Origin of the sequence: Mucilaginibacter gossypii, from assembly GCF_017569325.2 — a bacterium.
GTDB lineage: Bacteria > Bacteroidota > Bacteroidia > Sphingobacteriales > Sphingobacteriaceae > Mucilaginibacter > Mucilaginibacter gossypii.
Genome location: NZ_CP071878.2, coordinates 800,687 through 819,187, shown reverse-complemented (window position 1 = coordinate 819,187; position 18,501 = coordinate 800,687). Strand labels below are relative to the sequence as shown.

General features: G+C 43.1%; 20 protein-coding genes. 11 read left to right on the top strand and 9 right to left on the bottom strand.

Annotation, left to right across the window (positions count from 1 at the left end):
- Positions 1-8 precede the first annotated feature (8 nt).
- From J3L18_RS03570 to J3L18_RS03550, 5 genes are all read right to left on the bottom strand, one after another.
- On the bottom strand, positions 9-500 hold the full coding sequence (locus J3L18_RS03570) for a metallophosphoesterase family protein (protein WP_129570738.1): 492 nt from the start codon (positions 498-500) through the stop codon (positions 9-11).
- Positions 501-562: 62 nt separating this feature from the next.
- Positions 563-1,222: a tRNA1(Val) (adenine(37)-N6)-methyltransferase gene (locus tag J3L18_RS03565; protein ID WP_189549366.1), complete on the bottom strand. Its 660-nt coding sequence runs from the start codon at positions 1,220-1,222 to the stop codon at positions 563-565.
- Between the two features lie 746 nt (positions 1,223-1,968).
- Positions 1,969-2,358: an SMU1112c/YaeR family gloxylase I-like metalloprotein gene (gene gloA2 / locus J3L18_RS03560; RefSeq protein WP_129570740.1), complete on the bottom strand. Its 390-nt coding sequence runs from the start codon at positions 2,356-2,358 to the stop codon at positions 1,969-1,971.
- Positions 2,358-4,580 carry a phosphoribosylformylglycinamidine synthase subunit PurL gene (gene purL, locus J3L18_RS03555; protein ID WP_129570741.1) on the bottom strand — a complete coding sequence of 741 codons (2,223 nt, stop codon included), beginning with the start codon at positions 4,578-4,580 and terminating at the stop codon, positions 2,358-2,360. The genes gloA2 and purL overlap by 1 nt, the downstream gene beginning before the upstream one ends.
- Positions 4,581-4,974: 394 nt before the next feature.
- Positions 4,975-5,097 (bottom strand): hypothetical protein, encoded by a 123-nt coding sequence (locus tag J3L18_RS03550; RefSeq protein WP_262511178.1) that lies wholly within the window; start codon positions 5,095-5,097, stop codon positions 4,975-4,977.
- 42 nt (positions 5,098-5,139) lie between these two features.
- On the opposite strand from J3L18_RS03550, the gene J3L18_RS03545 reads away from it, so the two are divergent.
- The 3 genes from J3L18_RS03545 to J3L18_RS03535 all read left to right on the top strand — a co-directional run bounded on the left by J3L18_RS03545 (position 5,140) and on the right by J3L18_RS03535 (position 8,302).
- The gene (locus J3L18_RS03545; protein ID WP_129570742.1) at positions 5,140-6,312 is read left to right on the top strand and encodes an alpha/beta hydrolase-fold protein; all 1,173 of its coding nucleotides are present in this window, start codon (positions 5,140-5,142) and stop codon (positions 6,310-6,312) included.
- A 569-nt stretch (positions 6,313-6,881) separates the two neighbouring features.
- A complete protein-coding gene (locus tag J3L18_RS03540) occupies positions 6,882-7,913 on the top strand; it encodes a hypothetical protein (RefSeq protein ID WP_129570743.1) in 1,032 nt (343 codons plus the stop codon).
- 68 nt (positions 7,914-7,981) lie between these two features.
- Positions 7,982-8,302: a hypothetical protein gene (locus J3L18_RS03535; RefSeq protein WP_129570744.1), complete on the top strand. Its 321-nt coding sequence runs from the start codon at positions 7,982-7,984 to the stop codon at positions 8,300-8,302.
- Here J3L18_RS03535 and J3L18_RS03530 read toward each other — a convergent pair.
- On the bottom strand, positions 8,292-8,483 hold the full coding sequence (locus J3L18_RS03530) for a hypothetical protein (protein ID WP_129570745.1): 192 nt from the start codon (positions 8,481-8,483) through the stop codon (positions 8,292-8,294). The two genes, J3L18_RS03535 and J3L18_RS03530, sit on opposite strands and share 11 nt — an antisense overlap.
- Before the next feature lie 129 nt (positions 8,484-8,612).
- Here J3L18_RS03530 and J3L18_RS03525 point away from each other — a divergent pair, with 129 nt between their 5' ends.
- Positions 8,613-9,050, top strand: coding sequence for a hypothetical protein (locus tag J3L18_RS03525; RefSeq protein WP_129570746.1), 438 nt, complete (start codon positions 8,613-8,615; stop codon positions 9,048-9,050).
- A gap of 355 nt (positions 9,051-9,405) precedes the next feature.
- Positions 9,406-9,906 (top strand): hypothetical protein, encoded by a 501-nt coding sequence (locus J3L18_RS03520; RefSeq protein ID WP_129570747.1) that lies wholly within the window; start codon positions 9,406-9,408, stop codon positions 9,904-9,906.
- A gap of 55 nt (positions 9,907-9,961) precedes the next feature.
- On the opposite strand, the gene J3L18_RS03515 is transcribed toward J3L18_RS03520, so the two are convergent.
- Complete coding sequence (locus J3L18_RS03515; protein ID WP_129570748.1) at positions 9,962-11,245, bottom strand: serine hydrolase domain-containing protein; 1,284 nt, start codon at positions 11,243-11,245, stop codon at positions 9,962-9,964.
- A gap of 205 nt (positions 11,246-11,450) precedes the next feature.
- On the opposite strand from J3L18_RS03515, the gene bla reads away from it, so the two are divergent.
- The 3 genes from bla (at position 11,451) to J3L18_RS03500 (ending at position 14,720) form a co-directional block, all read left to right on the top strand.
- The gene (gene bla / locus J3L18_RS03510) at positions 11,451-12,317 is read left to right on the top strand and encodes a subclass B3 metallo-beta-lactamase (protein ID WP_129570749.1); all 867 of its coding nucleotides are present in this window, start codon (positions 11,451-11,453) and stop codon (positions 12,315-12,317) included.
- A 257-nt stretch (positions 12,318-12,574) separates the two neighbouring features.
- Complete coding sequence (locus J3L18_RS03505) at positions 12,575-13,966, top strand: S41 family peptidase (RefSeq protein ID WP_129570750.1); 1,392 nt, start codon at positions 12,575-12,577, stop codon at positions 13,964-13,966.
- A 271-nt stretch (positions 13,967-14,237) separates the two neighbouring features.
- Complete coding sequence (locus J3L18_RS03500) at positions 14,238-14,720, top strand: YybH family protein (protein ID WP_129570751.1); 483 nt, start codon at positions 14,238-14,240, stop codon at positions 14,718-14,720.
- A gap of 9 nt (positions 14,721-14,729) precedes the next feature.
- On the opposite strand, the gene J3L18_RS03495 is transcribed toward J3L18_RS03500, so the two are convergent.
- Positions 14,730-15,107 (bottom strand): hypothetical protein, encoded by a 378-nt coding sequence (locus J3L18_RS03495; RefSeq protein WP_129570752.1) that lies wholly within the window; start codon positions 15,105-15,107, stop codon positions 14,730-14,732.
- A gap of 221 nt (positions 15,108-15,328) precedes the next feature.
- Between J3L18_RS03495 and J3L18_RS03490 the strand changes: the two genes are divergently transcribed.
- Both J3L18_RS03490 and J3L18_RS03485 read left to right on the top strand, forming a co-directional pair.
- Positions 15,329-16,369, top strand: coding sequence for a hypothetical protein (locus J3L18_RS03490; protein WP_129570753.1), 1,041 nt, complete (start codon positions 15,329-15,331; stop codon positions 16,367-16,369).
- A gap of 101 nt (positions 16,370-16,470) precedes the next feature.
- Complete coding sequence (locus tag J3L18_RS03485) at positions 16,471-16,638, top strand: hypothetical protein (protein WP_189549368.1); 168 nt, start codon at positions 16,471-16,473, stop codon at positions 16,636-16,638.
- Positions 16,639-16,894: 256 nt separating this feature from the next.
- On the opposite strand, the gene J3L18_RS03480 is transcribed toward J3L18_RS03485, so the two are convergent.
- Positions 16,895-17,734, bottom strand: a complete 840-nt coding sequence (locus J3L18_RS03480; RefSeq protein ID WP_129570754.1) for an energy transducer TonB — start codon at positions 17,732-17,734, stop codon at positions 16,895-16,897.
- A gap of 295 nt (positions 17,735-18,029) precedes the next feature.
- Between J3L18_RS03480 and J3L18_RS03475 the strand changes: the two genes are divergently transcribed.
- Complete coding sequence (locus J3L18_RS03475; RefSeq protein WP_129570755.1) at positions 18,030-18,386, top strand: hypothetical protein; 357 nt, start codon at positions 18,030-18,032, stop codon at positions 18,384-18,386.
- The last annotated feature ends 115 nt before the right edge of the window (positions 18,387-18,501 follow it).

Sequence of the window (18,501 nt, the reverse complement as noted above, 5' to 3'; positions counted from 1 at the left end):
CAAAACTTTCACCCCGCCAGTTCAATTATCTGCAGATCCTGGATCTTGTCACCATCAATATTAAATCTCAACAACGTACGCACCTTATGCCAGCCCTGCTTACCGGCAGCGCCGGGGTTCATGTGCAGGCAGTTGATCTTTTTATCAAACATCACTTTTAATATGTGCGAATGGCCGGTAATAAATAATTGAGGTGGATTGCTGTAAATCTCAGCCTTGATATTTTGGCTATACCTGCCGGGATAGCCCCCGATATGGGTCATCCATACATCTACATCTTCGCATTTAAAGCGTAAATATTCGGGGTAAACAATTCGTACATCTTTATCGTCGATGTTGCCATATACGCCTTTTAAAGGCTTAAAAGCGGCAAGCTTGTCGGCCAGTGCAAGGGTGCCGAAATCGCCGGCATGCCAGATCTCGTCGCAGTTTTCAAAATGTTTAAAAACGGCATCGTCAAGGTAGCTGTGGGTATCGGAAATGAGGCCTATGCGGGTCATGGGGCAAAGTTAGGATTTAATTAGTCAAGAGTTAAGAGCCAAGAATTAAGATTCGAGGCGGGCTAAAATATCGTCAGGAAATCCTTTAGCACTCCCCGGTACGTTTCCGTATATACATTTGGTTCGCTGTAGATTACAAATTTACCGGTTATCATATGCGTGTTGTTTTTTCCGAAAGCAAGAATTTCCCGGTGCGCTGTATCATCCTTAAAGGAGTGAATGCTAATTGTTTTTTGCAGATAAAGACCGCTTTGTAAGGCGAGGTTTTTCACCAGTGCCGAAGTATCTACAGGCAGTATGAGCCAGCAAATGCCCTGCTTTGTAAGCTGCGTTGCGACTACCGATATCAACTTTTCAAAAAAGCCATCAGCAGCATGTTTGGCTAAATTTGTTTTAACTCCCGGCGATTGCAGGGAGTTGATGTAAAACGGCGGATTAGATACAATAAGGTCATATCTTTTTTCAGGATAATCTTCAAAAAACTGTTCAAATCCATTTGCATAAAGGGTTAACCTGTTTTTAAATGGCGAATTGCCGAAATTGCTTTTGGCCGTAGCTGCTGCTTGTTCATCAATTTCAACTGCGTCTATTTTGGCATCCGTGAAACGTTGTGCGAGCATCAGGGCTATTACACCTGTTCCGGTGCCAATATCAAGTATGTTTAACGGATGACCATCACCTGCGATTGCACCCAGCAATACCCCATCGGTATTAATTTTCATGGCACAGCCGGCTTGATCAACGCTGAATTGTTTGAAACGGAACATGAGGGCGAAGTTATTGTTTTATTCTGTTGGTTGGGTTTTAAAGATATTTCTACTATATAACTTACATCGTCGCCCTCTTGGCCGGGCGGGGCCAGTTACTTTACCTTAGATGCAAAGTAACCAAACATCAAGGCAAAAAAATGCTTCCCCCCACAGGCCATACTCCCTGGCCCGCTTTTTTGCCGGGCCTTTACCCGCTTTTGGTTTGGGAATCGTAAGGTTATTTTTTTCTCCTAAGGAAGCAGTTGACTTACTGCTTGTATATCGATTTCTCGCTTCTCTTTCCCACCTCTTTCTTGTCTCTTGCATCTTGATCTCCTGAATCTTTTCCCCTCCCCGTCAGCAGGTAAGCTTCGGGCGAAAGCGGGCAGAACAATGGTGGCCTGTGCGGTTGCAGGGGCATAGCAAGTTTTTGCAGAAGTATTGGCCAAGCGCGGGCGAAGCGGGGCAAAATAATTGCAGCCCGTGGTTATGCCCGGTTTGCAGGGCAAAGGCCAAACAAAGGCATGTGCACTGGCCGGTGCGGTAAAGAAGCCTATCTGCTGACTTGACTTTTTGGTTACTTTTGTGTCAAGACAAAAGTAACAGCCCTCCCGCGGCAATTGAGCGGGCCGATGATTGTTAATAACAACAAAAGTTATTTAAAACGAAGCAGACTTGTCCTGTGGGATGCCGAAATAAATTCGGCACGACTACCAAAATTAGATCTCATACAACTCCAGCGGCAAACCATCCGGATCGGCAAAAAACGTAAAGCGTTTGTCGGTGGTTTCATCTATGCGGATAGGTTCAATATCCACACCAAATGAAGAAATATGCGCTACCGCTTCATCCAGATCATCAACCTCAAACGCTAAATGACGTAAACCTGCTGCTTCGGGGTGCGACGGACGTGCAGGGGGATCGGGAAAAGAAAAAAGCTCGATCTGGTAGAGGTCTCCCAATGCCAGATCAAGCTTGTATGATTGTCGTTGTTCGCGGTAAACCTCACGAACTATTTTTAAACCAAGCACCTCAGTATAAAACCGTTTGGATTTTGCAAAATCCGAACAAATGATAGCTATATGATGTACCCGGTTAAGTTTTAACATTATTCGCCTAAAATACCGTGAAGGATATTGGCGTGAACCATTTTCAGGTCGGTAACATGACCGAAGGCTTCTTCATCGACAGTTAAACCACCGTTGGTTACAGTACCCAATAAGGTAAATTCAACCTCACTGGTAGCCATTACCTCAACAAAACGTTCCTCCTCTTCCGGTGCAACGCTCACTACTACCCGGCCTTGTGCCTCGCCAAATAAGAAGGCATCTTTACGGATGCTATCGTCAGAAGCGATCTCAAAACCAAGTCCGTTAGGCATGGCCGACTCTAACAGCGCAATATATAAACCACCGTCAGCAACGTCATGAGCCGATTCAACCACTTTGTGTTTGATCAGTTCCTTAACGGTTTGCTGCATATCGTATTCTTTATCGATATCGAAATGCGGCGCAGGTGCTTTAGTTATTTTATGCCATGAAGCAAGGTATTGCGACGAAGCAATATCATTAACCGATTCGCCAATCAGATAGATCAGATCGCCAGGCTGTTTAAAGTCGGCAGTCATGATGTTTTCAACGTTGTCCATTACACCAAGCATACCAATAGTTGGTGTAGGGAATACCGAACCACCATCGGCAGACTGGTTATAGAAGCTCACGTTACCACCGGTAACAGGAGTTTCAAACTTGCGGCAGGCATCGCCCATACCTTTAATAGCGCTTACAAACTGCCAGTAAACTTCAGGGATATAAGGGTTACCAAAGTTTAAGCAGTTGGTAATAGCCACAGGCTCGCCACCGGCACAAGTAATGTTACGTGCTGCTTCGGCAACGGCAATGGCAGTACCTTTGTATGGGTCGGCGTATACGTAGCGCGAGTTACAGTCGGTAGTTAATACGATAGCTTTATCGGTATCTTTAACGGCAACAACGGCAGCATCGCATGAACGGTTGGCCGTCATGGTTTGTACGCCTACCATGCTATCGTATTGGTCGGTTACCCAACGTTTTGAAGCAATATTAGGGTGACCAACCAAATGCTCTGCAACCTCAACCAGGTTTGCAGGCTCGGCAACGTCATCGATATTAAATTTCTGGTTTTCGGCAAAGTAAGCAGGCTCGCGGTATTCGCGCTGGTAAACCGGGGCACCGCCGCCTAATACAAGGTCATCGGCAGGCACATCGGCAACTTTTTCGCCGTGCATAAAGTACTCCAAACGTTTGGTATCAGTAACTTCACCAATAATGGCGCAGTTAAGGTCCCATTTGTCAAAAATGTCTTCAACTTCTTTTTCGCGACCTTTATGAACCACGATCAGCATGCGCTCCTGTGATTCAGAAAGCAGGATTTCGTAAGGTTTCATATGATCCTGGCGGGTTGGCACTTTGTCCAGGTCGATACGCATACCGTGCTCGCCTTTAGCACTCATTTCCGAGTTTGAGCAGATGATACCGGCAGCGCCCATATCCTGCATACCAACAACGGCACCGGTTTTAATAACCTCAAGGGTAGCTTCCAGTAACAGTTTCTCCTGGAAAGGGTCGCCTACCTGTACGGCAGGAAGGTCGTTCACCGAATCTTCGGTAATATCTTTAGAAGCAAAGGCGGCACCGTGGATCCCGTCTTTACCTGTAGCCGAACCAACTATATAAACCGGGTTGCCTACACCGTATGATGTAGCAGAAACGGTTTCGCCGGCCTTAACAATACCGGCCGACATAGCATTAACCAGCGGGTTAACATTATAGCAATCGTCAAAAAACAATTCGCCACCTACGGTTGGGATGCCGAAAGCATTACCATAGTGGCTGATCCCTTTAACCACACCTTTAACCAACCATTTGGTTTTGTCAAGGCTCAGGTCGCCAAACCGTAATGAGTTAAGCTGTGCGATTGGCCTTGCGCCCATGGTGAAAATATCGCGGTTAATACCGCCTACCCCTGTCGCGGCGCCCTGGTATGGTTCAAGGGCCGAAGGGTGATTGTGCGATTCGATTTTGAAGGCGCAGCCTATGCCATCGCCAAGGTCAACCAGACCGGCATTTTCTTCACCTGCCTTAGCCAGCATCCGCGGACTATCCTTTGGTAAAGTTTTAAGCCATGTAATTGAATTTTTGTATGAGCAGTGCTCGCTCCACATAACCGAGAAAATAGAAAGCTCGGTAAAGTTGGGCACACGCCCTAATATTTCATTTATACGTGCAAATTCTTCGGGTAAAAGGCCCAGATCTTTAGCGGTTTCAACGGTGGTTAATTCCTGGTGCTCCAATGTAATATTGTTTTATTTGAAAGGATGCGCAAAAGTATGAATTTTTGAGGGAAAGGCGAAAGGGAGTTTAGGTTTAGGTGAAAGCTAAAAGGTAAAAGGCGAAAGGTATGAGCAGATGATTGCGTAAGTTGAGGCATTCAATTGTAACAAAGCGGCTGTCCCAATTTTTTGATTCCCTAAAAAAAATAAAAAAATCTCCGGCGTCTTTTTTAAAAAATGAGCATGTTCCAAATTTTGAGTGTGAAAACGCGGGACACCTTTTTATTGAAACACGTTGAAAATCAAAGAACTACCATTTTACCCGAAACGTCATTAAATACCTCATAATCAGCTAATAAAACTATAAAGAGTAAAAAATGGGATCAAACCATCGATTTTTCATCTTCCATTTATTTCATTCATTTTTTATAATTTTTTGGAGATTTTCTGCAATCAGCGATTTAGTTGCAAAAGGTACTGACAGAATAGCGTCACCATTATTGGAATTTAAAATACAGCCTTGTAGTAAATGTGCCATATCTTTAATTGTTTTTGGTAGAAGTAATAAAAACAACTTGAGATGAAAAAAATTGCCATTATCTGTTACTGCCTTTTATTATCGTTACCATCCCTTCTATTTTTTAATCCTCAGGTTGCTTATGCGCAAGATGACCCGTTACCGGCCCGTAATGATACCGCAATTCATTTTAAATCGAAGGTAATGGCCGAAACCAGGACACTGTGGATCCATGTCCCGGACGATTACTATACCAGTAACAATGACTACCCCGTGTTTTATGTGCTGGACGGTGATTCTCATTTTAATTACCTCGCCCGCACAACCGACTTTCTTTCGGGCTATGACCGCAACAGGACACCAAAGATGATTGTTGTCGGCGTAGTAAATATTGACAGGGGCCGGGATTTTACGCCGGTATATTTAAAGAAACAAGACGGAAACAGGGACAGTTCCAAAATTATGCCCGACACCGGTGCAGGACGTTTTCTTCGTTACCTTCAACAGGAGGTTGTTCCATATATTGATAAAAATTACCGGGTGCAACCTTATCGTATACTGGCAGCACATTCATTGGGTGGCTTATTCGCGCTTTACGCAAAGGAAACAGATCCCTTGCTTTTCCCCGGTATGATACTGAGCAGTCCCGTTACAACCGACAGATTGCTTGCTAACCTGGCACGCTTCCTTAATTTTAACCACCCGTATAACGGCAAAATGTTTGTTGGGATCGGCAATGAGAACACATCAAAAGTAGATCTGTTAGTTGCCAACTTAAAGCGACAGGCCCCCGTTTGGTTTAACTGGGCCAATCAATATTACCCCGATGAAAACCATTTTACAGCCCCCTATAAAACGGTGTTTGATGGCTTAAAATTCATCTATTGGGATTGGTTTATAGATTATTACGAAAACGATAACCTGACCATGCCTGCTATTGATGCAAGGTTTCAGAAACTGTCTGATGAATTCGGTTACAAGATGACCCCAAGCGAAGAATTTCTAAATAATTGCGGCTATTATCAATTGCGCTTAAATCATATTAAAAATGCGGTTAGCATTTTTTCTGAAAACGTTAAGAAACATCCCGCATCATTTAATGCATACGACAGCCTTGGTGAAGCGTATATGCATTTAGGGGATAAACCTAACGCGATCCGCTATTACAAAAAGTCGTTGGAGTTAAATCCGCAGAATAGTAATGGTAGGCAGATGCTGGAGAAGTTGGAAAATTAAACTCCGTAAAATTATACCTTGCATGTAGGGCATAAGCCACAGCCATGTGGAAGCGTTTAGATTTTGCTTACGATAGCTGAACATTTCTGGATTATACCTTGCATGTGGGCCACAAGGCACAGCCTTGCGGCAGCATTTCAGATTTTTTGCTACCGCAGGGCTGTGCCCTGTGGTAAATATGCTAAGTCTTGAATTTGCTTGCGGTAACGGGGCGGCCCTGGCTAACCCTGTGAGGAGTTTGAGGAACGAATAGGTCGCTTACTTCAGTTGAAAAAAAACAAAAACTTCAGGTTTGAAGATCCGAGGTTGTTGTTTTAGGATATTATGATCAAAAACATACGTTTTAAATTTAACAAGAGCATTTGAAAATCTTGCAATTAATATTATTATTATAAATTAGCATACAAATCCTTATGCACGTTATATTTAAACCAAACCGCCGAATATTTGCGCTATTTATACTATTGTTTATAGCTGCATGCGGAAAATCCAGGGGTCCGTCGCCCGTACCTCTGCCAGTTGTACCTCCGCCAGTTGTAGTTCCTCCCGTCGTAATCCCACCACCCATTGTGGTTCCTCCCGTTGTCCAGGAAACTGATGTTTATGTAAGCGGGAACCTGTTAGTTGGATTCAACTCTACCGCTGTCTATTGGAAAGGGAACACGCTTGTTAAATTAGGCGATGGTAGTTCAAACACGGTTGCTAATGCTATTTTTATTAAGGATAATGATGTTTATGTAGCGGGATCCGCGCAGGTTAGCGGGAAAAAGAAAGCCGTTTACTGGAAAAATGGCAACATGGTTGTACTTGATGACGGCGCGGCTACGGACATTGTCGTACAGGGGACAGATGTCTATGTATCAGGGAATTTTGATTATTACGTCTATGGAACTTCTGTGCCACCTGTTATGGTTGCTGCATATTGGAAAAACGGGGTTATTAATAAGTTGGTAAATCCTATTGGAGATATAAGTGGTGGGCTGCCTAATGCAGACGCATTAGCTATTTCAGTTTCTGGCAATGATGTATATGTTGGAGGTTTTGGCAATGGCACATATGGTGGTGGTAATACAGTTGCCCTCTACTGGAAAAACGGGGCGGCAACCAATCTCACAACTTATTCATCAAGCTTTGGTAATTTGTGTGCGAAGTCTATGGTAACAGATCTGGTGGTTCAGGGAACTGATATTTATATGGCTGGTTTTATTATTCCGGCCACCGGCATCCTGGCAAAACCTACAGACATTGGTGGTGCGGTGTATTGGAAAAATACTACAGGTGTTCAATTATTTGATAACTCCATTTATTCAAAAAGCAGTGTTATTGGCATTAATGGTTCTGCAGTTTATACCGCAGGGCCTTATGACGCAATTAATGCTTATTATAAAAAAGATAACACCACTATCATGTTGGGGATGAGCGAACAATCACCAAACGCCACAGGGATAGCATTTTACAATAATGATTTATATATATCCGGATATAGCTCCCCGCCGGGAAATAATAGCGGTATTGCGGGTTATTGGAAAAATAATTCGCTGGTTGTACTGGCAACATCGAGGGCACAGGCTACAGGCATTGTGGTAACTAAACACAAGTAGTTGAGTTTTTTACAGTGACAAGTTTAACGTAAGCGGATTTGGAGGTTTTTGATGGCTAAAGGGCAAATTTGAGCATTCTTTTACTGGCGCGAGTATGCAGCCATTCTCTGTCAAACATCAATTCAAAACAGGTTATCATCTATCGGTATAATCCGCACCACAAAAAAGACCATAAGGTTAAAGCTATAGCGCTTCGGGCAGCCAAGTGTTATTACTTTAAAAAAGTACCGCATGCGCAAATAGGCAAACCTTTATCGGCCGAAAACGGCAAATACATAGCTGATGTCACCATGCTCAACTTCATGAACAAGCTAACCGCAAAAAATTTTGAAAACATCAAAAGCGGGAATGTAATTGCAGCGGTATCAGTGAGGAAACCTATGTTGTAGAGATATGCCCCGACGGACAAGCCGGCAGCCGAAGGATTTTTTCTGTTTCCATAGTTAGTAACTGCCCGACCAACTCCCCATGAGCGGTAATTGGCACCATTACCGGCTTTTTTTCAAAGCTGAAGCAAATAAGTTGCCTTTTTACAGATATGAACCTGCACCAGCGAACGGACTCTTCCATAATTTTTAATTATCTTTTCATGTTTGTTTACAATTGTGTAAACTTATTTTCGAACAAGATAAATATTGACAATCATTATTCACTTAGCATAAAAGGCAACAGCAGTATGTGACTTCGGTAAATAGCAGCATGAAAAAACAATTGATATTATTACTAACAATTCTACTGCCAGGCACTCAGCAGAAAATTAGGGTAAATGAGCGGTTATCAGCTATTGAAATAGAAAAACATTTTCCACTGCCTTCCGCGGATAGGATAATCCATTACAAAAAACACCATTATTTAATTAAAACTTCCGAAATCTTCGACGAAGATGGATCGCTTAACGCTGTAAGCTTTTTAAAATCGGAAGGTTGGCTTGAATTTAAAAGAGATGAATTTTCAAAGCTCAAGAATTTTTTAGAAGAGAATGATCTGAAACCAAAATTAGCGTGCCAGGTTATCGGTAAAAAATCAATAAAAATCAACAATGATACAATAGTATACGATTCACTGAATGATCGTCGGCATATTATTTATTATTTCAAAAAAAATGATCATAAGCGTCTATTCATTTTGAAATTTTAATTAACAACGGCGAAGTGACCTTTTGCTGCCGGCGCACCTGCCATCCCCCCGCTGCTGCAAGTGTCCTCGCTTCTGCCCCGGCGTTTGGGTCATAAACATTACAAGACAAACCAACATAGCTAAATGACGTTCACAAGCGAGGACGCTTTCGGCAGGCAAAGGACGCACATAAGACTTTGCAACAACCAACAATTGCCATTCCCCCAGCAAATCCTTAATTTTATTCAACCAAGTACCAAACCGAACAGCCTCACCCTTCTGGCAGGAAGCAAAAGTGCACAGCAGATACGTTGAACAGGCAATAAAGAGTTATTAGGCACACGCAAAAGGCATCACCGCAAATACAATTAAACCAATGTCCATATTCGTAAAAATCGTATCGACAGCGTTGCTTATCATAAGCACAGGAAATACTTTTGCCCGGGCCGCCAGCCAATCCCCGTCAAACCTAAATTCAAAGCAGGTTATCATCTACCGGTACAATCCGCACCACAAAAAAGACCATAAGGTTAAGGCCATAGCACTTTTGGCGGCTAAGTGTTATTACTTTAAAAAAGTACCCCATGCGCAAATAGGCAAACCTTTATCGGCTGAAAACGGTAAATACATTGCTGATGCCGCCATGAACAACTTCATGAGCAAGCTGACCGCCAAAAATTTTGAAAATATCAACAAGCGGGAGTGCAATTGCGGCGGTATGAGTGAGGAAACCTACGTTGTGGAAATAAGCCCCGACGGGCAAGCCGGTAGCCGAAGGATTTTTTATGTTCCCGTAGTTAGTAACTGCCCGGCCAATTCGCCATGCGCGGTTATTGGCACTATTACCGATTTCTTTGCAAAACTGAAGCAAAAATAAGTCATCCCCCACCGGTCTCCCAACCGGCGAGGGGATGCAGCCAATTAACTATTAACTATTTAAGAAACAGATCCCCTGTAGCCCAGGTTGGGTTTTTGGCGTATGCCTTCCAGAAGATCTGATCAAGGGCAAGATCGAAATTAGCTTTGAAACTGCGTGTGTTGGTCAGGATCACAAAATTAAACCCGTTACCCAAACGGGCTTGTTCTGTAGCCGTACCGGGCAAGCTTCCCTGGTGAAAGTAGCTATCGCCTGCAATGGCCCAGCCGCAACCATAGCCGGCATTGGCCGTTGAGCCGGTATACATGGTGGTTAGCGAAGCCGAGGTAAGGATATCTGGCCGTACGGGAAATTTATCAATATAAACCAGGAACCTGGCCAGGTCGGCAGCGGTAGCAACCCAGCCCCCGTGCGCATCCATCCGCGTAATATTATAAGCATAAGGATCCTCTCCGGATTGACCGTAATAGGTAACTTCTTTAGCCTGTTTATCGGCCAGTGTGTTGCCGCCAATGGTCATATCCGTAATTCCGATTGGAGTTAAAACCAATGTTTTTACAGCTTCAGCATAGGTTTGGCCGGTAATTTTTTCTATTACGCGCCCCAATATGCAATATCCAAAGTTAGAATAGTCGTAATTGGTACCCGGTACATGATCGAGCGGGCGGTTATCTAAAGTCCAGGTAATGAGCTGTGCTGCCGTCATTGTCGGGTTACTGAACATCGGGTCATCTGTTTCATTTCCCCAGCCGCCCGAGGTGTGGTGCAGCAATTCATCAACCGTAATATCGGCAATGTGTAAGCCATAGGCTTTAGTACCATAGGTTTTACCTAAAATAGCGCCATCGCCAAATACTTTGTCCGATAGCTTTATTTTGCCCTGTTCAAGCAGTTTCATGATGGCAACCGCCGTAAATTGTTTTGAACAGCTGGCCAACCGGTAACGGTCGCTGATCACGGCTTTGGTACCTTTAGATTTATCGCTTACGCCGTAAGCTTTCAGGTAAACCAGTTTTTCGCCTTTGGTAATCGCTACGGATACCGCCGGTACATCATAAGTAGTCATAAAGGTATTTACCTCATCATCTAAAGCGGCAACAGCAACTTTACTGGGGGTTAGGGTATCAATAATGGTACCCGTTCCTCCACCTGTACCTGTTCCGGTACCTGTACCCGTTCCTTTACCGGTTGTATCTGCACCGTTGTTTGTTTTAGTTACAGATGGTGCATCCTTTTTGCAGGCGGCAAAAAACAGCAGACCTGCAATTGCAATTAATCTACTGATTTTCAAAGCATTAAACGATAGGCTATAAAGCCCGGATGGATAAGTGTTTTTCATAGGGTATTTAATGGATATTAGGTTTAGTGTAAATTGCAGGCTTTGTTGCCGGGGCTATAACGCAAATGCAATTAGCTTACAAAGCTACATTACCAGTAAAAAAAACACTTACGCGTATGTTGCAAATACTTTCGAGTTTGTTGCATTTTTGTTGCAGCACCATGCGCGCATAAATAAATCCTTTCACCTTTAAAAGATTGATGAAATGAAACGAACGCTTATCCTGTTATTATTTTTCTGCAACGCTTTAATAGTACAGGCCCAAAGGGTAATGGAACCATCAGCAGAAAAGCACCCGGAATGGTGCCGCTCCTTTCCGCCTTTTCAAATCGCGGGCAATCTTTATTATGTGGGCACCACCGATCTGGCTTGTTATCTCATCACCACTTCCGGAGGCAATATCCTGATCAATACCGGGTTGGCGTCTTCCGAACAGCAAATCACAGCAAATATCAAAACCCTGGGATTCAGGATTTCAGACACAAAAATCCTTTTAACAACGCAGGCGCACTTTGATCACATGGGCGCTATGGCCGCAATAAAGAAGATAACCGGAGCGCGGATGATGGTAGATGAAGGTGACGCGGCTGTAGCAGCCGATGGCGGTCTTTCCGATTATGATCTTAAAGGGGATGTGCGCACATTCAACCCTGTAAAAGCAGACCGTATTTTACACAACGGCGATAGTATTAAGCTGGGTAACATGAAACTAACTGTACTTCACCATCCGGGCCATACCAAAGGTTCCTGCAGCTATTTATTTGATGTAAAAGATAATAAACGAAACTACAGGGTTTTGATCGCCAACATGCCCACTATCGTTACCGATAAAAAGTTCACAGATATACCTTCTTACCCTAACATCGCTAAAGACTATGAGTATACATTTAACGCAATGAAGGGTTTAAAATTTGATCTCTGGGTTGCATCCCATGGCATCCAATTTGATCTCCTCAGCAAGTACAAGCCCGGCAGCCCTTATAATCCAATGGTTTTTGCTGATAAGAAGAATTATTACGATGAAATAAATGAACTGCAGGCTGAGTATGATAAGAAAATAGCGGGGAAATGATTGGGAATTTGGGCTGATCGTTCTTTAGCTGGTCGCACCGTTAACTGGCCGAAGCTTAGCGACAACATAACATCAAATATGAATATCAAGCTGCATATCTGAGGTATACAAGCGAGGCTCCCGCAAGCGTCTTTGATTGTGCCCCGCGTTCGGGTCATAAATATGCATAGTATATATATTTTCAGTAACTATTTTGTTATTCTGCTTTGAAGTAAAGTGTTTTATTGTAACTTACGGTAAAACTTAAGCCTTTCGCAATGATCAGAAAAATCGCCTTACTATTTACTTTAACACTTATCGGTTACCGTACTTTTTCGCAAACCTGTAACTGTGAAACCGAAGTAAAATATATCGCCGGCTTTATGGAAAAGAATTACGCCGGTTTTAAGGACAAGCAGGCACTGATGACTAAAGCCAGCTACGATAAAATGCTCAATGAATATATCGGGCTTGCAAAAAAGCCCCATGCCAATGAACATTGTCTCCTGATCATCGCCCAATATCTTGGTAAATTTAAAGACCACCATGTATCCGTTGGTGTTAAATTTGATGCAACTAAAATTGATTCGGCGTATATAGCAAACCGGGAGATCGTTCCAATAACAGCAGAAAAAATTGCCGAATTAAGAAAATCTAAAGGCTTTGAGGGTATTTATGATTTTCATGATCCGGCCAAATATAAGATAGCCGTAATAAAAGACAAAACACCTTTGCACGACTATCTGGCTGTGATTATAAGCTCCAACCTGCCGGGATGGAAACCAGGCATGATCAAATGGGAAGCTAAAATGGTTAATGACAGTATTGGGCGTGGTGTATTATATATACTTAACGGGATGCCAAAAGTAGAAGGGTTTTATTTTAAAGGCAACCGGATTTATGGCGATTGGCATCGCGAGGGGACTACAGTTACTGAGTCCGCCTCATCCAAATACGAACCGGTGGCATTCCGTAAATTATCTGATAAAACCAGCTATCTGAAAATATCAACCTTTTCTCCGTCAAATGCAACAAATATTGATTCTATTGTTAAGGCAAATAAAGCGATACTTTCAAACACCCCTAATTTGGTTTTAGATCTGAGAGGCAATGGCGGCGGCGCCGACTATACCTTTACCCCCTTAATGGATTTGGTGTATACCGGCCCGATTAAACATATAGGTAATGATTTGCTGTCTACCGATGCCAATATAGCCGGCTGGAAAAATATATTAAATGACAATGACAGATCCGAAGAAAACAAACAATCACTCAGAAAAACAGTTGCCTCGCTTGAAGCAAACAGGGGTAAAATGGTAATGAATGCTAACGATTTTGACATCACCGGATACAAAATACAGCCCAACCCGGCTAAGGTTGTTATATTAATTGATAATAATTGCGCCAGTACTACCGAAGAGTTTTTACTACAAAGCCGCCAAAGTAAAAAAGTTACGCTGATGGGGCAGAACACATCAGGAACGCTCGATTATTCCAACGTACTACAAGCTCCGTTTTCTTGCATGCCGTACGTTCTTCATTATTCTTCCTCTCGTAGCCGCCGCGTGGATGTAGGCCAGGGAATTGATGAAACGGGTATAAAGCCCGCCGTTTATTTGCAGGAAAAAGACGATTGGATCAAAAAAGCCCAGGAAACATTGGAACACTAAAAGGCACACTCTCTCATATGTGGTAAGCAGCAAATGGGGCTATCCGGCGCTTAAGCCTAAATTCATTAAAACAGCCGATACTTTATAGTAATGGCCGTTCTGTTTTACCTTCACTGGTCTCCTTTACTGGTCCAAGTTTAGCGATAGCGTAACTTCGGCCCCCTTCATCCCGCCCAACCCGCATCTCGTCAATTATCCCAACACAGTCATCAATTCCTCAAACCCATACCGTTAACATTAGCTATTTTGTTATCAAAAACCAATAGCCGGTATGAAAACATCACGCTACCTTATTTTCATCGCTTTAATATTTTGCGGCTGCTCCTCAGCACCCCAAAGCGATAACCTTGCCGCCGACAAACTTGCTCTTGAAAAAACCAAGGCCGCTTTTACCGCGGCTTTTGCTCATAGTGATGTAAAGGCTATTGTAGCGCTGCACCATCCTGATATTGTTAAATATTTTGGCGGCAGCAATGTGGTTACCGGCCGCGCGCAGCTGGCCCGGCAGTTAACGGCCATGTTCCGCACATCCAGGATGGAATTAATCCAGAACCAGGTTGAAAGTACCGCCTTTAATGGCAACACCATTATCGAAACCTGCATATTCGCGTTTAGGGCAACCCCGGTAAATGGCGGCAAGCCGTCTGTAGGCCGGGGGCGATCAATGACTGTTTTTGTCAGGTATAAAAACAGCCCCTACGGTTGGGTTTCTATAAGGGAAATGGCCCAGGCGGCTCCTGAAGTTGCAAAATAATTCTGTTTATCATTGAGATCTTTTAAGCTTGCGCATTTCGCTTAATGACATGGTTCTATCGTTCGCGACATCCCAATACCTTATAGCGAAGGTTTTGGCATCAACTTCGTACCATTCATAAGTTCGCAATTGAAAGCCGAGATCTTCAATTATTGATACCTTGTAATAATTATTTTCTTTAGTTGGTGTATCCTCAATTTGTGCTTTTAACAACCTGGGATTTTTATGTGCTTTTCTAAACTCATTTTCCCGCTGCACCTCTGGTAAAGCATTAATAAGCTTTAATACCTTTCGCTCTGTTGCATTTGTAGCTGCCCCATATTCCTGCCCATAACCAAAAGCACAATTAAAACCCAGTAAAAATGTAGCCAGAATTAACTTTTTCATAAAAAATTTATTGAATTAAAGATAGTTGTTTTCGCTATATTATATACTACATTCACGTAAAAACCGCACACGCAAAACGTGGTTCAACGCATTGCTTTTCAATAATTTATATTTAATTTCATTCATCTAACAGCAATAAAACCATACCAACCAGCAATTAGGATTTGCACAAGCACAATTGTGCTTTTACCATCATTAATATTTATTAAAAGGCGAAATAAATGAAACCGCGCGATCATAGTTTTTGGCCGTTTACGCCAAAGGTGAGTATCATTACCGCCGTTGTTGTTTTATTGGTACTCCTGCTGCTCACCGGGGTGCTCCGTGTTTATACAGGCTGGCCTGCCGAATCGGCCAATAACACCGTTTTGATCGGTATTTTTATCCTTAGCCTGCTCCCTATTGTCCTCGCAATTCTCAACGTAGTTATTGAGCGCGGGGGCAGCATAGGCTATGGCGACCTCAAGATCGACTTTTCAAAAATCCAGCAACTGTCAAACTCGGGTTTTACCGTGCCCGCCAATATTGGGGTACGGGGACAGTATGTTGCCGACAGTGGCACATCCAATATCCTCGAAACACTGCGCGCGGCCACCTCTTCGGGCGTCGCGGTGATCGACCTTGAAGATGGGCACGCCTGGTGGGAAACCCGGTTGTTAGTTTTACTGGCCGGCGCTGACCGCCTTAAAAAGCCCGATAAAATTGTTTTTGTAGCAACTGCCGAAGCAAGAGAGCAAACTTATTTAGGGTGGGCCCGCCCCGGCGACCTGCTGGAACAGCTGCTAAAAGAAGACCCGCGATATTTAAGAACCTTTTATGCCGCCCGTGCGGCTGCCGCGCAATGGGCATTATTAGGCCCCTTAGCCCTCTTGCCGCCCGGCAGTTATTATAATGCTCCGCCGCCGCCGCCCTGGATGCAGGGTATACTTGCCCTGAGCCACGCCTGGATGGCGTTTTCAACCACCACCGGTTTACCTAACGAATTATTAACCGAGCAACTTTTACAGAACGAACTTGGCCAAACTATTGAAAGCACGGGCGGCGCAAAGCATATCAGCACCGTACACCTTGATAATTTATTTAAGCCGGTACTGATAAAAAAACAGATAGACAAAAACTGGGATAATGAGCAGCAAACAAACGCCCTGTTCGCCAATGAAGATCCTTTTATTGTAATAACAGAAAGTGGCAAATACTCGGCGATAGTTTCGGCACAGTCTTTATATAATGAGGTATTAAGAGGCTTTTTAAAAACAGCCTGATGAAGATTTTATAAAAAAAGGCGTCATTAGTTCATTTCTTATAATAACGCGACTGTAAGTTACTGATCGTTAAATGTGTTTTCCCGGTCAATATTATAAATATGGGCGTTGCCTGCGGCCGTGCTATCCGCTCATACGCCTGCAGGCCTTATGCTCATTGGCCGGTATCCGCTCCTATCACTAACGCGGCCCCGCTCACCATCGTTAAAACCTATTTTATACATCACCGCAACTTTTTCCGGGTTCCCCAGGGTGGTTATTTACAATGATGCATTTTTATCTATTTTTTATGTAGAGACGCATAATTGCGTCTGGCGCTTGCAATTAATGGCAGTAGAATATTTTCGAAATCGGATTATCCCTCCAGGAGACGCAATTATGCGTCTCTACCAAAAATGTTTTACCTGTTCATAAACCACTTTCCGGGAGGCATGATGGATAACAAAAAGCCCCGCGTAAGCGGGGCCGAAACAGTTAGCTACTATATAACACACATTTAATTAAAAACACACAGCAAATTATTACCTATTCTTCTGTCGCTAACTGAAAGCTTATTGGAATACTGTACCTAACCCGTACATTCTGGCCGTTTTGCACACCAGGCTTCCAGGCTTTGGCCAATTTTAGTACGCGGGTTGCTTCTTCATCAAAACCATAACCGGCACCGCGGTCGACTTTGATATTTGAAAGCGTACCATCTTTTTCAATGATGAAGCTCATAAACACTTTGCCTGACACACCTGCATCTTGTGCGGCTCCCGGAAAGCGTAGGTTTTTTTGCAAAAACTTAGCCCAGGCGGCAGCCCCGCCAACGGGTTCGGGCATTACTTCGAGGGTACCGGGTGTGTACACTTCATTATTATTAGCAGGAACTGATGATGTTCCTCCGGGTGTCCCCTCATCAGATTTGGCCACATTATCTGTCCCGCTTTTACCGGCTATATCAGTTGGGCCAATGGCAACATTTTTCAGTTCGTCCATTGTAGGCGGGTCTGTTGGCGGATTTGTTGGAACTATATGCGGAGTTGTAAGACCTTTTGTTTCAACCGGGGCGGCCGGCTTTTGATGCTCCATTGGAGCAGGAGCATCCGGTTGCTTGGGTTTGGCCTCAACAGGTGGTTTGGGGATGGAAGGATCAAGTGTCACTTCAATTCTCCGGCTATTATCAATTGGCTTTGGCTTTGCCTTAAAAATAATGGCTGCGGCCGATAAAAGGGCTACTGCTGCAAAGGCGATCCCCATGGATTTTGTCATGGTACGCCCATAGCTTTGTCTTAATTCATAAGCGCCGTAATTTTTGTTTCGATGGTCAAATACAAGGTCGAGCCACTCGGCATTGTACAAATCAAATTTGGTGATAAGCATAGTTTCAGAATTAAATTTCAATTATAACGAATATACCTATATTATATTTTGTATAAAACTAAATTTATCGAAAAAAATTCCGCCTAATTTTTCATCAAATTTTCATTTTCTCACAAAAACCATCAAATCATAATATTCTGTTCAAAAATCAATAACCAAACCAATTTTTTTTATCAATTAAACAAAAACAGCACAAAAACATTCATTTAAACAAAATTTTTATATATAAATCATTAAAAACTTAAAATATTTTAAAAAAAAGTGCAGTTATTTTATTTTTTTATTACTTTTAGATATGGTTAACAGGCTTTATAAACTTATCGCCTTATTTTTTTTACTCTTTAGCGGATTCACTGCGTCCGCTAAGGGTGAATTATACCATTATTACCACAAAACCACAAAAAAAACCACGGTATCCGCGACAATACCGCATCACCGCCCGTTAAATTTTGAATTCACACTCAATAATGCGCTCACGCCCGCTATTAATATACACCAGCATAGGGGTGCACATTCTTTACAGGCCTTTGTAGCAACGCCCGGCGGCTACGCCATTAAATTTAAATACCTTGATTTCATTTGCGGACTGGATACAAGTAAGCTCTCCAGGTTCCGCAAGCTCATCCTTTTTCCATTTCACGATTTTTGGTAGGCAAAAAACAATAAACCAACCCTCATGCTCTGATTAAGCATGCAGGATTTATTGTTTTTTAAAAAAATTTAGTTTTAATGCTGTCCGGTATTTTTGATTGGATACCGGGCAGTAT

What these genes read in the sequence shown, in the direction of transcription:
- J3L18_RS03570 (WP_129570738.1), bottom strand. Translation starts at nt 500, where the DNA reads ATGACCCGCATAGGCCTCATTTCCGATACCCACAGCTACCTTGACGAT.
- J3L18_RS03565 (WP_189549366.1), bottom strand. Translation starts at nt 1,222, where the DNA reads ATGAAAATTAATACCGATGGGGTATTGCTGGGTGCAATCGCAGGTGAT.
- gloA2 (WP_129570740.1), bottom strand. Translation starts at nt 2,358, where the DNA reads ATGTTAAAACTTAACCGGGTACATCATATAGCTATCATTTGTTCGGAT.
- J3L18_RS03550 (WP_262511178.1), bottom strand. Translation starts at nt 5,097, where the DNA reads ATGGCACATTTACTACAAGGCTGTATTTTAAATTCCAATAATGGTGAC.
- J3L18_RS03545 (WP_129570742.1), top strand. Translation starts at nt 5,140, where the DNA reads ATGAAAAAAATTGCCATTATCTGTTACTGCCTTTTATTATCGTTACCA.
- J3L18_RS03530 (WP_129570745.1), bottom strand. Translation starts at nt 8,483, where the DNA reads ATGGAAGAGTCCGTTCGCTGGTGCAGGTTCATATCTGTAAAAAGGCAA.
- J3L18_RS03525 (WP_129570746.1), top strand. Translation starts at nt 8,613, where the DNA reads ATGAAAAAACAATTGATATTATTACTAACAATTCTACTGCCAGGCACT.
- J3L18_RS03520 (WP_129570747.1), top strand. Translation starts at nt 9,406, where the DNA reads ATGTCCATATTCGTAAAAATCGTATCGACAGCGTTGCTTATCATAAGC.
- J3L18_RS03515 (WP_129570748.1), bottom strand. Translation starts at nt 11,245, where the DNA reads ATGAAAAACACTTATCCATCCGGGCTTTATAGCCTATCGTTTAATGCT.
- bla (WP_129570749.1), top strand. Translation starts at nt 11,451, where the DNA reads ATGAAACGAACGCTTATCCTGTTATTATTTTTCTGCAACGCTTTAATA.
- J3L18_RS03505 (WP_129570750.1), top strand. Translation starts at nt 12,575, where the DNA reads ATGATCAGAAAAATCGCCTTACTATTTACTTTAACACTTATCGGTTAC.
- J3L18_RS03500 (WP_129570751.1), top strand. Translation starts at nt 14,238, where the DNA reads ATGAAAACATCACGCTACCTTATTTTCATCGCTTTAATATTTTGCGGC.
- J3L18_RS03495 (WP_129570752.1), bottom strand. Translation starts at nt 15,107, where the DNA reads ATGAAAAAGTTAATTCTGGCTACATTTTTACTGGGTTTTAATTGTGCT.
- J3L18_RS03490 (WP_129570753.1), top strand. Translation starts at nt 15,329, where the DNA reads ATGAAACCGCGCGATCATAGTTTTTGGCCGTTTACGCCAAAGGTGAGT.
- J3L18_RS03485 (WP_189549368.1), top strand. Translation starts at nt 16,471, where the DNA reads ATGGGCGTTGCCTGCGGCCGTGCTATCCGCTCATACGCCTGCAGGCCT.
- J3L18_RS03480 (WP_129570754.1), bottom strand. Translation starts at nt 17,734, where the DNA reads ATGCTTATCACCAAATTTGATTTGTACAATGCCGAGTGGCTCGACCTT.
- J3L18_RS03475 (WP_129570755.1), top strand. Translation starts at nt 18,030, where the DNA reads ATGGTTAACAGGCTTTATAAACTTATCGCCTTATTTTTTTTACTCTTT.